Origin of the sequence: Nocardia sp. NPDC052112, assembly GCF_040680135.1 — a bacterium.
Lineage (GTDB): Bacteria > Actinomycetota > Actinomycetes > Mycobacteriales > Mycobacteriaceae > Nocardia.
The window spans coordinates 135,296-149,189 of sequence record NZ_JBFAWD010000001.1; the positions used below are offsets into that span (position 1 = coordinate 135,296).

Genomic DNA, 13,894 nt, shown 5'->3' on the forward strand with positions numbered 1-13,894 from the left:
TCTGTGTCCATTGAATTTCGTCTAAACGAATCTAGTCCGGTCACGCCGATGTATCAAACATCTGTTCGAGGCATGTCGGCCTTTTCTGCTGACTTTGTCGGTGGGGCGTGGTAGAAATCGAACAGAGGTTCTTCGAACACTTGATCGAATAGCTACCCCATCGTCTCGCGACATACCTGAGCACCCACCAACACCCCGTCACGGAGGTTTGTCCGATGAGCACAGCGATCAGCACCCCGAGCGTCGACCTCGAGAACGAGGCCGACGTCGATCTCGGCTTCGAATCCGTTCCGCGCGTACAGCGTCCGCATCGCGGTGGCATTCGCGCCCTGGGCGCCGCGCGCGCCGCGACGGATCGGCGCCCGCGCGATGGTCGGCCAGGCGGTGCGGTGGTGCTGTACGACCGCGGTCCCGTTCGAACGCACGCGCTACGTCAGGCGCGGGCTCCGCATCCCATGGAGCGGGTCGAACAGGCGCAGGTCGGGTTCGCGGTACTCGCGGTGGCCGCACTGTCGAGTGCGCTTGTGGTGACGGCGCTCATCGGGTTGGCGCATTGGCGCGCCGGAACTTTCGGCGGCGACGCCCCGGCTACGGTGCCTGCAGTGGTCGAGCAGCAGTCGGTTCCGGGTGGCGCGGGAGTCGGTGTGCCGCAGTAGCTCGTCGAAAGCCGATGTGGCGGACGGCGACCGGTCGATCCGCCATGAAGGGTGGCCGAAATTGTCGATTGCAAACTAGAACATGTTGCTACTGTGCCTGAAAACGTGACCTAGGCAACACTTGCCGACGAACGATTTCGGGACACCACGCAATGACGCATCGCTCCACCGCCGCACACGCCGTCCGTCTGCTCGTCCGGATCGCCGGGTTGCTGGCCTGTCTTATCTTCGGGCTCACCATGATTCCGGCCGCACAGGCGGCACCCGCATACGAGGCGTATCTGGATCTACCTGCCCTCAATGGGGACGGTGCCGGCCGCGGTGGTCTGAATCCCGCACTGCCACTGGACGAGTCGCTATTGGGTGCCGCGCTCGACCAGGCCAGAGCCGAGGGGGTGGCCCCGAGCCGCTATGCGACACTGCTGCACCAGTATTGGCTGGTGGTCTCGACCCGCAATGCCGATATCGACCTCGCGACCTGGGATCCGGCGCTCGGCGCACATGCCAACCAGCGCACCTTCAACCAGGTGTACGTCAACTACTTCCGGCTGGCGAATCAGCATCCGGAATACTGGTGGGCGGGCCTGGCCGGAATCGCGGGCGGTTCCTTCGCCTCGGGTTTCTTCGACCTCGGCGATGTCGGCCTGGTGCTCGATGTGCCGGGCATCCATCAACTCGGCGATGCGGTCGCCGACCTGTTGCACAGCACCCCACCGGAATTGGTGGCCCGGGTGCCCGCCGATATCCGGCTGCTCGCCACCGCGGGTTCGCGCCTGAGCGCCGCGGATGTTGCCTGGTACCAGACCCGGCTGATGATCATGCAGAAGCACATCTTCACCGATCTGGTCCCGATGCACGAGGTCTATGCCGCACTCGGCATGGCCGGAATCGACGAGCTGTATGCGGCAGGGGTGATAGATGCCGATATCCGCACCGCCTGGCAGTCGATCGATTCACATACCCGCGACGGATATGTGGACGCGCTCATCCGCATGACCGATCGTGAGCAGAACCGAGTCATCGCCGACCAATGGGATGTCACCTCGGCGGGTCGTGGCGCAATGGGGCGGGTGATGACCTACGTGAGCACGGTGGCCGGTAAGCCGGCGGTCCCCGGCGTCCGCGCACCCGGTGTTTTCGCGCCTGCCACCGTCAGCGCGGATATCGCGGGGCGCACAGTTTCGCTGCGCACTCCGCTGCCGGACTTCAACTGGGCCGACCGCGATGCCCGCTGGCACTACATCACGGGCGATCTGGTGCCGCGGCATATCGATATGGAGAGCAATCGCCCGTTCGCCCAGGTGGTGCTCGGTGAATCCTTCTGGAGCAAGCTCGCACACGGCCGGATGATCGCGCGCATTCCCGATTTGATCGCCGATCTGACGACACAGTGGCAACTCGGATGAGTGTCGGTGGACGGGGTAGTTGGGACGTGTGAGACGGTTGGTGACCCCACCCGGGTATCCTGGACCCGATATGGACGTATCGGTCTAGACCCCTGTACACGTGCTCGCCGGATCGGGACTGGCGAACCGGAGCCGATTCGGACGCGGGCGCGCGCATCGACGAAGGATCTCTCGGATGCATTGCCCCTACTGTCGACACCCCGACTCGCGGGTCGTCGACTCGCGTGAGGCCGAGGAAGGCACGGCCATCCGCCGCCGGCGTTCCTGCCCGCAGTGTGGGAGACGATTCACCACGGTCGAGACCGCGATCCTATCCGTGGTCAAACGCAGCGGAGTCACCGAACCGTTCAGCCGGGAAAAGGTCATCCGCGGTGTGCGGCGCGCCTGCCAGGGCCGCGAGGTCGCCGAAGACGCCCTGAACCTGCTGGCCCAGCAGGTAGAGGACGCGGTGCGCGCGAAGGGTTCGCCCGAAGTCCCGAGCCATGAGGTCGGCCTGGCCATCCTCGGCCCCCTGCGCGATCTGGACGAGGTGGCCTACCTGCGGTTCGCCTCGGTCTATCGCTCCTTCACCTCGGCGGACGATTTCGAACGCGAAATCGCCGATCTGCGCAAGCACCGTGCGGAAGCGACGGTCGCGGCCAGCGCGGACTGACCATCGCGGTCACAGGCAGATGCCCGGTGGACATGAGCAGCCGAAGCTGCCCATCGCCTGCCCGGGGCAGATGGTGACCGATCCGGTGTCGAGCAGGCGAACCAGCTGCCGCAGCAGGTCACTATCGGCGCGGACCGGCGCTGGTTGCGGTGCTGGTGGCTGTGCCCCGGCGGCCGTCATCGGGGCGAGCGCGATGGCGCATGCGGCGATTGTCGGTGCGAGGGATTTCCGCATGTCGAATGCATCCTTCGAGAATTCGCGCCGGACAGCCTGGGCACCTACCGGCGCGGAGCGAGTGTCGCGGCGGCCGTAGTACTTCTGCACGCCACCGTCTCCGGCGACATTAGCCGCGTTATCCGTACCTCGTCGCGCCCCCAGAACTACCGGTAGCGGATCGGCCTCGGCGCGCGGTCGGCATCAGCGGCGGATGGCGGCGATGGCCTTCTCGATGCGCTTGGTGGAGACCGGGTAGGGCGTGCGGAGTTTCTGGGCGAAGAGGCTGACGCGGAATTCCTCGATCATCCACCAGATTTCGGTGACATCGGGGCCATGCTTACGGGTTTCGGGCAGGACATTGACCAGGCGGTCGTAGGCGGCGAGGGCGCGGTCGATTTCGACCATGCCCTGTCGGTCGCGGACCGCGGAGCCGGGCAGTGATTCCAGGCGGATGCGGGCGGCCTCGAGGTAGCGGGGTAGTTCGCGCAGGCGAGCGCTGCCCCACTCCGAGATGAAACCGGGGAAGATCAGGTCGTCGAGTTGGTGGCGGACATCGTCGGCGATATCGCGTTCGGACGCATCGGCGAGTGCGGACGAAACCTGGTGCGCCCCGGCCAGCACCGGTACCACCAGCCGCACGATACGTGCCACGACGGATACGAAGTCGGGGCGGATCTTCGCGACCAGAGCATCGAACTGATTCGGACTGCGTACCGGGCCACCGGCGGCGGCGATCAGTTCGTCCGCGGCGGCGGCGCGGCAGTCGTCGATGAGTGCGTCGAGCGAACCGTACGGATTCTGGCTCAGCGCAAGCCGATCCCGCGGTGGCAGACTCGCGGTGACGGTGCGGACCGAGGTGGGAATCGCGCTGAGCACCAGTGCGCGCGTACCCGCCCGCATGGCGGCGGCCTGCTCGCCGGGGGAGCTCAGCACGCGCACGGCGACACCTTCGCCCTCGGGGACCAGCGCCGGATAACCGGTGACCGTCTGTCCGGCCACCTCGCTGCGCACCGTCGGCTCGACCGTCCCCAGCGATTCCGAGGTCCACACGGTGGCGGGGGCCCGTTCCGTGCCCGCGGTCGCCCGCGCGACCGAAGCCGAAACCTGATCGGACAGTTGGGTTTTCAACTGCGCGAGGTTCTTCCCGCGCGCCAGCACCTGGCCGTGGGCGTCGATCGCGGCGAATGTCATGCGCAGATGGTCCGGTAGTGCGGCGGGGTCGAGGTCGCTCGGTGCGATGGTGACCGCACCGAGCCGCGACAGTTCCCTGGCCAGACCGATACGCAGGGGCTCGGCGCGTGGGGTGAGCGCGGCCAGGGCGGCCGCGGCGAAATCCGGTGCGGGAACGACGGTGCGGCGCAGGGCCTTCGGCAGCGTCTTGATCAGCGCGGTGGCCACCTCTTCGCGCATTCCGGGCACCAGCCAATCGAAGCCGACGGCCCGCACGTGTGCCAGTTGCTCGACCGGGATCCGCACGGTGACACCGTCATCGTCATTGCCGGGCTCGAATTGGTAGGTGAGTGGGAAGCTCAACTCACCTTGGCGCCAGGCATCCGGAAAGTCGGTCGGGTCGAGCGTCGCCGCGGCGTCATTGACCACCGTATCGGTCGAGAAATCCAGCAGTGCCGGATCTTTGCGCTTCGCCGTGCGCCACCAGCTGTCGAAATGCCGCACCGAAACGATCTCGGCCGGAATGCGCTTGTCGTAGAACTCGAACAGCACCTCATCGTCGACGAGGATGTCGCGGCGGCGGGCACGATGCTCCAGATCGGCGACATCGTCGAGGAGTTCGCGATTGCGGTGGAAGAACTCGTGGCGGGTCTGCCACTCACCCTGGACGAGGGCATGCCGGATGAACAGCTCGCGCGACAGTTCCGGATCGATGCGGCCGTAATCGACGGCACGGCTTACGACCAGTGGCACGCCGTACAGCGTGACCCGCTCGTAGGCGCGCGCGGCACCGCGCTTGGTTGACCAATGCGGTTCGGAGTAGGTGCGTTTCACCAGATCTCCGGCCAGGCGCTCGGCCCACTCCGGCTCCACCCTGGCCGCCATCCGGCCCCAGAGCCGCGAGGTTTCCACGAGTTCGGCCGCCATCACCCAGCGCGGCGGCTTCTTCGCCAGCGAGGATCCCGGGAAGATCATGAATTTTGCATTGCGGGCACCGAGGAATTCCCGCGTCTCGGCCTCGCGGACGCCGATGTGGGAGAGCATGCCCGCCAGCAACGCCTGGTGGATGGCGGTCGAATCCCATGGGGTGCCATCATTTTCGAATGCCGTGGTGGCCTGCGGTGTCGAAGCGGCGGCATTGTCGCGGCCCCCGTAGCTCGCTTTCGTGCGAGACCGGTTCGGGTCCCGCCGCTGGCGCGGCCCGCCGTCCGAATCGCTGCCATCGGCAGCGGATCGCCCACGGCGCGAGCCGCTTTCGGCGCCGCTGGAACCGTCGCCGTGCGCCGACCACCCGAGCCCACGGGTGATGGTCCGCAACTGCCCGTGCAGATCCTGCCACTCCCGGATCCGCAGGTAGTGCAGGAACTCGTCCCGGCACATGCGCCGGAACTGATTGGCCGACAGTGACTTCCGCTGCTCGGTCAGGTACTCCCACAACCGCAGGTAGGCCAGGAAATCCGAGCCTTCGACCACGAAGCGGGCATGTTTGGTGTCCGCGGCCTGCTGATGGTCGGCGGGCCGTTCGCGCACATCCTGAATGGACAGCGCCGCAACGATGATCAGCACATCGGCGAGCACGCCGTTGCGGTGGGCTTCGACCAGCATGCGCGCCATTCGCGGATCCACCGGTATCTGAGCCATCTCGCGCCCGGTAGGAGTGAGCGTCAGCGTCGCATCGGACACCTGCTCCGCTCGGGTCCGTCCCTCGGTGCTGCTGTCGCTGGTACTCGACTGGTCTTTGGTCGTCGAATCGGCCTGCCGCCGAGCCGGTTTCGCGGTGGCGCGTGCCGCGAGCGCGCCCAATTCCTCCAGCAGTGCGACACCGTCGCGAATGGCCCTGCGGTCCGGTGCCTCCACGAAGGGGAACTGCTCGATATCGCCGAGCCCCAGTGCGGTCATCTGCAGGATGACGGCGGCCAGATTGGTCCGCAGGATCTCCGGTTCGGTGAAAGCGGGCCGGGATTCGAAGTCTTGCTCGGAGTACAGGCGGATGCAGATGCCGTCGGCGACACGACCACAGCGTCCCGCGCGTTGACGCGCCGAGGCCTGTGAGACCTCTTCGATGGGAAGGCGCTGCACCTTGGTGCGCATCGAATAGCGGGAGATGCGCGCGGTGCCCGGATCGATGACGTAACGGATGCCGGGGACGGTCAGCGAGGTCTCGGCGACATTGGTGGCCAGCACAACTCGTCGGCCCGGATGCGGGGCGAAGACGCGATGCTGTTCGGCCGTGGACAGGCGGGCGTAGAGCGGCAGGATCTCGGTGCGCGGAAGCTGTAAGTCGCGCAACGCATCCGCGGTGTCGCGGATCTCGCGTTCGCCGGATAGGAAGACCAGTACGTCACCGTCACCCTCGGCGAAGAGTTCGCGCACCGCGTCACCGATGGCGTCGACCGGGTCGCGGTCCACGATCCGGGTGTCCTCGTCGTCATCATCGGTGGCGGCGGGTAGCTCCAGCGATAGCGGTCGGTACCGGATTTCGACCGGATAGGAACGGCCGGAAACTTCGACAATCGGTGCGGGAGTGTTGGATTCGTCCGCGCTCGGGTCGTCTGTTTGCTTCGCGCTCGGGTCGTCTGTTTGCTTCGCGCTCGGGTCGTCTGTTTGCTGCGCGCTCGGGTCGTCTGTTTGCTTCGCGCTCGGGTCGTCTGTTTGCTTCGCAAAGTGGCGGGCGAACAATTCCGGATCGATGGTCGCCGAGGTGATGATCACCTTGAGATCCGGTCGGCGCGGCAGCAATTGCTTCAGGTAGCCGAGCAGGAAGTCGATATTGAGGCTGCGTTCGTGCGCCTCGTCGATAATGATCGTGTCGTAGCGGCGCAGCAGCCGGTCGCGCTGGATTTCGGCGAGCAGGATGCCGTCGGTCATCAGCTTGACGAGTGTGCGATCGGAGGCCTGATCGGTGAATCGCACCGTGTAGCCGACGACATCGCCCAGTTCGGTGCCCAATTCCTCGGCGATGCGCTCGGCGACGGTGCGTGCGGCCAGCCGGCGCGGTTGGGTGTGTCCGATGGTGCCTCGGATGCCCCGGCCGAGTTCCAGGCAGATCTTCGGAATCTGGGTGGTCTTACCCGATCCGGTCTCGCCGGCGACGATGACGACCTGGTTTTCCATGATCGCCTTGGCGATCTCGTCGCGGCGGGCGGAGACCGGTAGCTGTTCCGGATAGCGGATTTCGGGTACCGCGGCACGGCGGGCCTCGACGCGCTGCTCGGCTGCCGCGATCTCGGCCGTGATGTCGGTGAGATCGCCGCCGCGGGCCCGGTCCAGGTTACGGCGCAACCGGTGTTCATCGCGGAGGGTTACGGCGGCCAGGCGGGTCCGAAGCTCGCGGAGATTCGCGTCGGCTGTCCTGGTCATTGCGTTCACCAGGGTAGCGAAACCGGCACGTCGAATCCGAGTCGGGCGTGGGCATCCGGTCAGCACGCTGGCGACACCGTGCTCCTCGCGCGGGCCGGTTCACCGTTCGGAGCGGCCCTGATGTGGGAAGATCCGACGATGACCGCCGCTGCCCTCGGCGCACTCGTCGACCGGCGGCGTGCCGGAGATCAGCGCGGCGCGACCACGTCCGATCGTGCGTGACGAAATCCCGATGTGGTGAGCGCGAGCGCCGAGATCAACAGCCCGACGACCGCGATCCACACGGTCCACCGAATGCCGAGCCAGGCGGCGAGCACGCCACCGATCGGTGCCCCGACCACGATCGCGGCCCGGTTCAACGAGCGCATGGTCGCATTCATCCGGCCGAGCAGACGGTCGGGTGTGACGGATTGGCGGTAGCCCATTTCGAGCGGACTGTCGACGCCGATGGAGACGCCGAAGAGGAATTGCGCGGCGCACAGCAGGGGCAGACCCGCAACTCCGTTGTGCGCCAAGGGGATCAGCGCATATCCCACGGGCGTCAGCCACCGGCAGCCGATGATCATCGGCCCGATACCGAATCGTCGACCGGCGTGGTCGGCGACCGATGCCCCGGCCACGGCACCGACGCCACCGGATGCGAAGGTCAGTCCGAGGGTGGAGGCGCCGAAGCCGAGTTCGTCGATCACGAAGAGCACATACACCGTGGACACCATCGCGCTGAAAAAGAACCAGCCGTGCGAGGCGATGGCGAGCGGGGCGAGCATGCGATGCCCGTATACCCACGCCAGCCCTTCGCGCAGTTCCAGGCGCAGATTCCGGTCCGGCGGCGGATCGGATCGTTCGGTCACGCGCAGCCGCGCCACGATCAGCCCGGAGATCAGATACGACGCCGCGTCCACCATGATCGCCAGCGGCGCGCCGACGATCCGGACCAGCCATCCCCCGATGACCGGTCCGCAGGTCTGGGCCACCGCCGAGGACTGTTCCAGCCGGGCGTTCGCGGGGGTGAGCAATTCCGGTGGCACCAGACTCGGCAGAAACGACTGGTGTGCGGCGTCGTAGGTCAGTGACACGGTGCCGAAGAACACGACGATCGCGATCAGTAGCGACATGCTCAGGACATCCATCGTCGCCGACAACGGGATGACGGCGAGCAAGCCCGCCCGCACCAGATCTGCCGTCACCAGGACCGGCCGCCGCCGATATCGATCGACGAGCACTCCGGCGATGAGGCCGAACAGCAGATACGGCAGCCAACGCGCGGCTGCGAGCACGCCGAGCTCGATGGGCGATGCTCGCAGCGTCTCGACCGCGAGTACCTGCAACGCCAGCGCGGTGATGTAGGTCCCGACCATCGACAAGCTGTCGGCGGACCAGAACCACAAGAATCCGGCGGCGGACAGCAGGGGATACCGGGCTCGAACAGGTTCGTTGGTCGCCACGTTCATCCCCCGACAGTCGGCCCCAGATTATCTCGGCCAGATCCGTTGCAAGCGTGTGGCTTCCGCATCCGCTTGCGCGAATCCGGCTCGGTAGGACGGTATCCAGTGTGCGCGGTCGTGCAGGTCGGCTCCGAAGGCGGTGACCGATCGTTCGTCGGGGGTGATGAGCAATGATTCCGTAGGTTGCGCGGATAGCAGTTCCGCGTCGAGGTCCGCGGTCGCAAACAGGTGTGCCAATGGATGAATGATGACGAGAAGTTCGGCCGCGGCGGCCAGATCCGCATTTGTCGCCGAGTGCATACCGCCGTCCATGAAGCGGCGGTCGCCGATGGTCATGGGCGGGTAGACGCCGGGCATCGCGCGACTGGCGACCACCGCGTCCGGCAGTGCGGCCGCATCATGTCGATCGAAGACCCGGCGCTCGCCCGAGCGGGCGTCGACGGCGACGATCAGCAATCGGTCGGGCCACCGTGCCGTGCCGATCAGGGTTCGCATGCGCTCGACATGGACGGCATCGTGTTCGGCGCTCATCTCGAGCGCGATCTCGCCGACTCGTCGACGCCTTTGCTCCGGTGCTGCATCGCCATCGCCGAGGACCGCGAACACACGGTCGAGTACGCGGGGGTCGGGCGCGGGCAGTTGCGAGTCGGACGGCGCGGGTTGCCGGGGTGCGGCGAGTTCGTCCGGATCTCGCCCCGAAGCCAGGACCGCGCCGACGATCGCTCCCGCGGAGGTGCCGACGATCAGGTCGGCGGCGGCGAGATCGATGCCGTGCCGGCGCGATCCGGCAGCCAGACCGGCCATCCAGGCGGTTCCGACGACACCACCGGCGCCCAATATGAGCGCGCGCTTCGGAAACTGTGTCACCGCACCGACATTACGTTCCGATCGAGTTGCGGCCGGCATTGCTGCGGTAGCGGCTCGCGTTTGCGGGGCTGTTCGCCCATATCACCTGCTGGGACGAACAGCGGTGGGTGGATGACATGGCGCACCGGATCATGCCTATCGTGATGGTCGTGGACCGGGTGCCGGCGGCGGTCGCGCTGGGTTTCCGGGCGAGGAAATGATGTGGTTGTCGAGGTAGAGGTGGTTGATATGGGTGCGCTATGGCATGGGTTCGCCGATATGGGTGCCGTGGAACGCGAGGGCGCGTTCGTCGTGGCGCGCGGTGCCGGTGCCTACGTCTACGACCAGGCGGGTACCAGATATCTGGACGCGACGGCCGGGCTGTGGTTCACCAATGTCGGCCACGGTCGCGCGGAGATCGCCGATGCGGTCGCCGAGCAACTGCGCACGGTCGCGCACTACTCGAACTTCGGTGATTTCGCCGCACCCGCCACCCAGGAATTGGCGGAGAAGCTGGCGAGCATCGCGCCGGTGCCCGGCAGCAAGATCTTCTTCACCTCCGGCGGCTCGGATTCGGTGGACACCGCCGCGAAACTCGCCCGCCGCTACTGGCACGAGCTGGGCCGCCCGGACAAGACGATCGTGGTCGGACGCCAGCGCGCATACCACGGAATGCATGTGGCGGGAACGGCTTTGGCGGGTATCCCGGTCAACCGGGAGGGCTATGGCGAGTTGATGCCCGATGCCCGCACCGTCGCATGGGACGATGCGAAGGCGTTGCTCGCGCTCATCGAGGAAATCGGCGCGGAGCGCATCGCTGCCTTCTTCTGCGAACCCATCATCGGCGCGGGCGGGATCTACCTGCCGCCGGACGGCTACCTCACCGAGGTCCGCCGCATCTGCCGTGATCACGACATCCTCTTCGTGGTGGACGAGGTCGTGACCGGCTTCGGTCGCATCGGCGGATCCTGGTTCGCCGCAACCCGTTTCGATCTCGAACCCGACCTCATGACCACCGCCAAGGGCCTCACCTCCGGCTATGTCCCGATGGGTGCGGTCTTCATCGCACCCCACGTCGCCGCCCCCTTCTTCAGCGGCGGCGTCTGGTGGCGCCACGGCTACACCTACGGCGGCCACGCCGGTGCCGCGGCCGCAGCGCTGGCCAACCTCGCCATCGTCGAACGCGAAAACCTGCTCGACGAAGCGAAGCGTCTGGAGTCCAGCCTGCACGAAAAGCTCGCCCCGCTCGCGGATCACCCGCGCGTCGCCGAGATCCGCAGCGGTCTGGGCGCGGTCGCCGCCATCCAGCTCGCCGACCCCGCCGAGGGGCTACCGCTGGTGAAAACGCTACGGGAACACGGTATCTCGGGGCGTGCCGCAGGTCAGGGCGCCATGCAGATCTCGCCCGCATTCGTCATGACCGACGCCCAAGTCGACGAACTCGTCGAGGGTTTCACCCGCGCCCTGGGCTGAGCGGTCCAGCGCCCGATCACCGTGCGGATCGCTCGGCCGATGCCACCGACATCGCATGGCGGCGGCCCGACCGTCAGTGCGCGCGGGCTCGCACCCGATGCGATGGTGCCGACGAGTGGCGCACCTGCCACTCGTCGGCGGGGGTCGGTTCAGACGGTGGTCACGACCTCGTCATAGGTGAGGCGGGGGGAGCGGGGGAACCAGGCGTCGGTGCCGGGGATGCCGATATTGACGACGACGAGGGCACTGTGCGTGCCGTCGGGGAAGAAGTCCTTGTCCAGGCCCTCGGTGTCGAATCCGTTCATCGGGCCTGCGGCCAGACCCGCCGCGCGGATACCGAGGATGAAGTAACCGGTTTGGATGAGGGCGTTGAAACGGGCCGATTCGGCGCGATAGCCGGGGTCGGCGAAGTAGTCCTTGGCCTCGGGGGCGTGCGGGAAGACCTTCGGCAGGTTTTCGTGGAAGTTCAGGTCGGCGGCGAGGATGGCGGTCAGGGGTGCGGCCGCGGTCTTGGGCTTGTTGTTGTCGATCATGTGGGTGACCAGGCGGGCCCGAGCCTCGGGGCTGCGGACCAGGACGATGCGCAGCGGCTGCTGATTCATCGAAGTCGGGCCGTATTTGACCAGTTCGTAGATGTCGCGGATCCGGTCGTCGGTGACCGGTGCATCGGTGAAGGTGTTCGCGGTGCGTGCCTCCCGGAACAACAGGTCCTGGGCTTCGGCGGCAAGGGGCAGCAGGGTTGCTGGCTGCACGGTGTTCACGTGGTTCTCCTCGAAATATGGTCGGGGACAGCGGAATCAGTCATGGGCGACGCGCCGGGACCGGGTCAGCAGGTTGCCGTCGACGCGGACGAGCACGTCGTGGACGACGCAGCTCGGCGCGATTTCGGGCTTGCTGTCCGGCCGGATCTTGACCACGAGGCAGTAGGCGGTGGAGACGATGGTTCCGTCGTCCTGCGGCTGCAGGTTGATCATGTTGAACCAGTGCCTGCGCTGCATCGGATCGGCCTCGAAACGCTTGTGGAATTCGACCAGGTCCGAGACGATGCCCGCCCTGGTCCGGGCCGGTGGCCGACCCGGTGTGTGTTCGAATTCCGCTTCCGCGGTGAAGGTTTCGGCGTAGCCCGGGATGTCGCGGTTGTCCAGCCGCTGCATCTGATCGGCGTAGAACTGCTGGACCTCGGCGTACAACTCGGTGCGGCTTGCGACGGTGGTCATGATGGCTCCTTGGTTGCGGCGGGGCGCGGCTGCACGCAACGGTCGCCGATGGCACTAGAGGCTGGCTCGAGCCGCGCGCGGGTTGACCGGGGCTATAGGACCCGCGACGAGTCTGGAGGTCGAAAACCCCGGCGAGTACGGAAAGACCGATGGAGGAGTCATGGCGGAAAGTCAGCGCGTCGCACTGGTCACCGGAGCGACCAGCGGTATGGGCCTGGAGATCACCAAAAGCCTTGCAGCCCAGGGCATCGCGGTGTTCATCTGCGCTCGGGACCAGCAGCGGGTGACCGATACGGTCAAGAGCCTGCAGGACGACGGTCACGAAGTCGACGGCACGGTGTGCGATGTCGTCGATGCCGCGCAGATCCGTGAATACGTCGACGCCGGGGTGCGGCGCTACGGCCCGATCGACATCCTGGTCAACAATGCGGGCCGCAGCGGCGGCGGCGTCACCGCGCAGGTCACCGACGATTTGTGGTTCGACGTGATCAATACCAACCTCAACAGCGTCTTCCTGATGACCAAAGCGGTGCTGACCGCGGGCGGCATGCTCGAGCGCGGTAGCGGTCGTATCGTGAATATCGCCTCCACCGGCGGCAAACAGGGTGTCGTACACGGTGCGCCCTATTCGGCCTCCAAACACGGCGTGGTCGGGTTTACCAAGGCGCTCGGACTGGAGCTGGCCAAGACCGGAATCACAGTGAATGCGGTATGCCCCGGTTTCGTGGAAACCCCGATGGCGGAACGGGTTCGCGAGGTCTACTCGGGTCTGTGGGGTGTGGATACCCATGAGGTGCATGCCAGGGTGAGCGCACGCGTGCCGATCGGGCGCTATGTGCAGCCGTTCGAGGTCGCGGCAATGGTCGACTACCTGATCGGGCCCGGTGCGGGCGCGGTCACCGCACAGGCGCTGAATGTCTGTGGCGGACTCGGCAATTACTGAGAGGTCGGGACCATGACCGCAGTGGAGGCGAACTCCTCGGGCGCGCTCGACGGCAGCGCCGGGCACGACGAGTATCTGCGCATCCTGGATGCGATCCAGACGGGCGCGCTGCAATTGCTCGCAGGCTTCCCACAACAGCCCAGCGCGTTGCGAGTCCAGGTGGGCGAGGTGACGATCGAGGCGGAATGGCAGGTTTCGGCCGCATCGGTCGAAACGGCCGGGGGAGCGGTCGAAGCCGCTGCCGCACCGGATAGTCCGCCGCTCGGTGCGGTGTTGCGTGCACCGAGTGTCGGGGTCTTCTATCGCAGTCCGGAACCTGGTGCGGATCCCTTCGTCCAGGTGGGTGACCGCGTCACGGCCGGACAGCAGATCGCCATCGTGGAGGCGATGAAGTTGATGATTCCGGTGACCACGCAGACCAGCGGCGTGATCACCGAAGTACTCAAGGAAGACAGCGAACCGGTCCAATTCGATGAGCCCTTGTTCTCGTATTCTCCCGAATAACAAGGG

The 13,894-nt window shown here is 66.4% G+C and carries 12 protein-coding genes; 6 read left to right on the plus strand and 6 right to left on the minus strand.

The window, feature by feature from the left end; genetic code table 11:
* Positions 1-215: 215 nt before the first annotated feature.
* From AB0L58_RS00590 to nrdR, 3 genes are all read left to right on the plus strand, one after another.
* Positions 216-656 carry a hypothetical protein gene (locus tag AB0L58_RS00590; RefSeq protein ID WP_364378701.1) on the plus strand — a complete coding sequence of 147 codons (441 nt, stop codon included), beginning with the start codon at positions 216-218 and terminating at the stop codon, positions 654-656.
* A 152-nt stretch (positions 657-808) separates the two neighbouring features.
* The gene (locus tag AB0L58_RS00595; RefSeq protein ID WP_364378704.1) at positions 809-2,062 is read left to right on the plus strand and encodes a hypothetical protein; all 1,254 of its coding nucleotides are present in this window, start codon (positions 809-811) and stop codon (positions 2,060-2,062) included.
* Between the two features lie 175 nt (positions 2,063-2,237).
* On the plus strand, positions 2,238-2,714 hold the full coding sequence (gene nrdR, locus AB0L58_RS00600) for a transcriptional regulator NrdR (protein ID WP_364378707.1): 477 nt from the start codon (positions 2,238-2,240) through the stop codon (positions 2,712-2,714).
* 9 nt (positions 2,715-2,723) lie between these two features.
* On the opposite strand, the gene AB0L58_RS00605 is transcribed toward nrdR, so the two are convergent.
* From AB0L58_RS00605 to AB0L58_RS00620, 4 genes are all read right to left on the minus strand, one after another.
* Complete coding sequence (locus tag AB0L58_RS00605) at positions 2,724-2,948, minus strand: hypothetical protein (RefSeq protein WP_364378710.1); 225 nt, start codon at positions 2,946-2,948, stop codon at positions 2,724-2,726.
* Between the two features lie 183 nt (positions 2,949-3,131).
* Positions 3,132-7,460: an ATP-dependent RNA helicase HrpA gene (hrpA, locus tag AB0L58_RS00610; protein ID WP_364378713.1), complete on the minus strand. Its 4,329-nt coding sequence runs from the start codon at positions 7,458-7,460 to the stop codon at positions 3,132-3,134.
* A gap of 188 nt (positions 7,461-7,648) precedes the next feature.
* On the minus strand, positions 7,649-8,911 hold the full coding sequence (locus tag AB0L58_RS00615; RefSeq protein ID WP_364378716.1) for an MFS transporter: 1,263 nt from the start codon (positions 8,909-8,911) through the stop codon (positions 7,649-7,651).
* 21 nt (positions 8,912-8,932) lie between these two features.
* Complete coding sequence (locus AB0L58_RS00620; RefSeq protein ID WP_364378719.1) at positions 8,933-9,772, minus strand: patatin-like phospholipase family protein; 840 nt, start codon at positions 9,770-9,772, stop codon at positions 8,933-8,935.
* A gap of 228 nt (positions 9,773-10,000) precedes the next feature.
* On the opposite strand from AB0L58_RS00620, the gene AB0L58_RS00625 reads away from it, so the two are divergent.
* Positions 10,001-11,224 (plus strand): aminotransferase class III-fold pyridoxal phosphate-dependent enzyme, encoded by a 1,224-nt coding sequence (locus tag AB0L58_RS00625; RefSeq protein WP_364380119.1) that lies wholly within the window; start codon positions 10,001-10,003, stop codon positions 11,222-11,224.
* 149 nt (positions 11,225-11,373) lie between these two features.
* On the opposite strand, the gene AB0L58_RS00630 is transcribed toward AB0L58_RS00625, so the two are convergent.
* Together AB0L58_RS00630 and AB0L58_RS00635 are read right to left on the minus strand one after the other, a co-directional pair.
* Positions 11,374-11,985 (minus strand): malonic semialdehyde reductase, encoded by a 612-nt coding sequence (locus tag AB0L58_RS00630; protein WP_364378722.1) that lies wholly within the window; start codon positions 11,983-11,985, stop codon positions 11,374-11,376.
* A 36-nt stretch (positions 11,986-12,021) separates the two neighbouring features.
* Positions 12,022-12,441, minus strand: a complete 420-nt coding sequence (locus AB0L58_RS00635; protein ID WP_364378725.1) for a nuclear transport factor 2 family protein — start codon at positions 12,439-12,441, stop codon at positions 12,022-12,024.
* A 160-nt stretch (positions 12,442-12,601) separates the two neighbouring features.
* On the opposite strand from AB0L58_RS00635, the gene AB0L58_RS00640 reads away from it, so the two are divergent.
* Complete coding sequence (locus AB0L58_RS00640) at positions 12,602-13,384, plus strand: SDR family NAD(P)-dependent oxidoreductase (protein WP_364378727.1); 783 nt, start codon at positions 12,602-12,604, stop codon at positions 13,382-13,384.
* Between the two features lie 12 nt (positions 13,385-13,396).
* Positions 13,397-13,888: a biotin/lipoyl-containing protein gene (locus AB0L58_RS00645; RefSeq protein ID WP_364378730.1), complete on the plus strand. Its 492-nt coding sequence runs from the start codon at positions 13,397-13,399 to the stop codon at positions 13,886-13,888.
* Positions 13,889-13,894 lie beyond the last annotated feature (6 nt).

Bases quoted from the DNA above. Each gene is read 5' to 3' on its own strand.
- AB0L58_RS00590 (WP_364378701.1), top strand. From the start codon at position 216: ATGAGCACAGCGATCAGCACCCCGAGCGTCGACCTCGAGAACGAGGCC.
- AB0L58_RS00595 (WP_364378704.1), top strand. From the start codon at position 809: ATGACGCATCGCTCCACCGCCGCACACGCCGTCCGTCTGCTCGTCCGG.
- nrdR (WP_364378707.1), top strand. From the start codon at position 2,238: ATGCATTGCCCCTACTGTCGACACCCCGACTCGCGGGTCGTCGACTCG.
- AB0L58_RS00605 (WP_364378710.1), bottom strand. From the start codon at position 2,948: ATGCGGAAATCCCTCGCACCGACAATCGCCGCATGCGCCATCGCGCTC.
- hrpA (WP_364378713.1), bottom strand. From the start codon at position 7,460: ATGACCAGGACAGCCGACGCGAATCTCCGCGAGCTTCGGACCCGCCTG.
- AB0L58_RS00615 (WP_364378716.1), bottom strand. From the start codon at position 8,911: ATGAACGTGGCGACCAACGAACCTGTTCGAGCCCGGTATCCCCTGCTG.
- AB0L58_RS00625 (WP_364380119.1), top strand. From the start codon at position 10,001: ATGGGTGCGCTATGGCATGGGTTCGCCGATATGGGTGCCGTGGAACGC.
- AB0L58_RS00635 (WP_364378725.1), bottom strand. From the start codon at position 12,441: ATGACCACCGTCGCAAGCCGCACCGAGTTGTACGCCGAGGTCCAGCAG.
- AB0L58_RS00640 (WP_364378727.1), top strand. From the start codon at position 12,602: ATGGCGGAAAGTCAGCGCGTCGCACTGGTCACCGGAGCGACCAGCGGT.
- AB0L58_RS00645 (WP_364378730.1), top strand. From the start codon at position 13,397: ATGACCGCAGTGGAGGCGAACTCCTCGGGCGCGCTCGACGGCAGCGCC.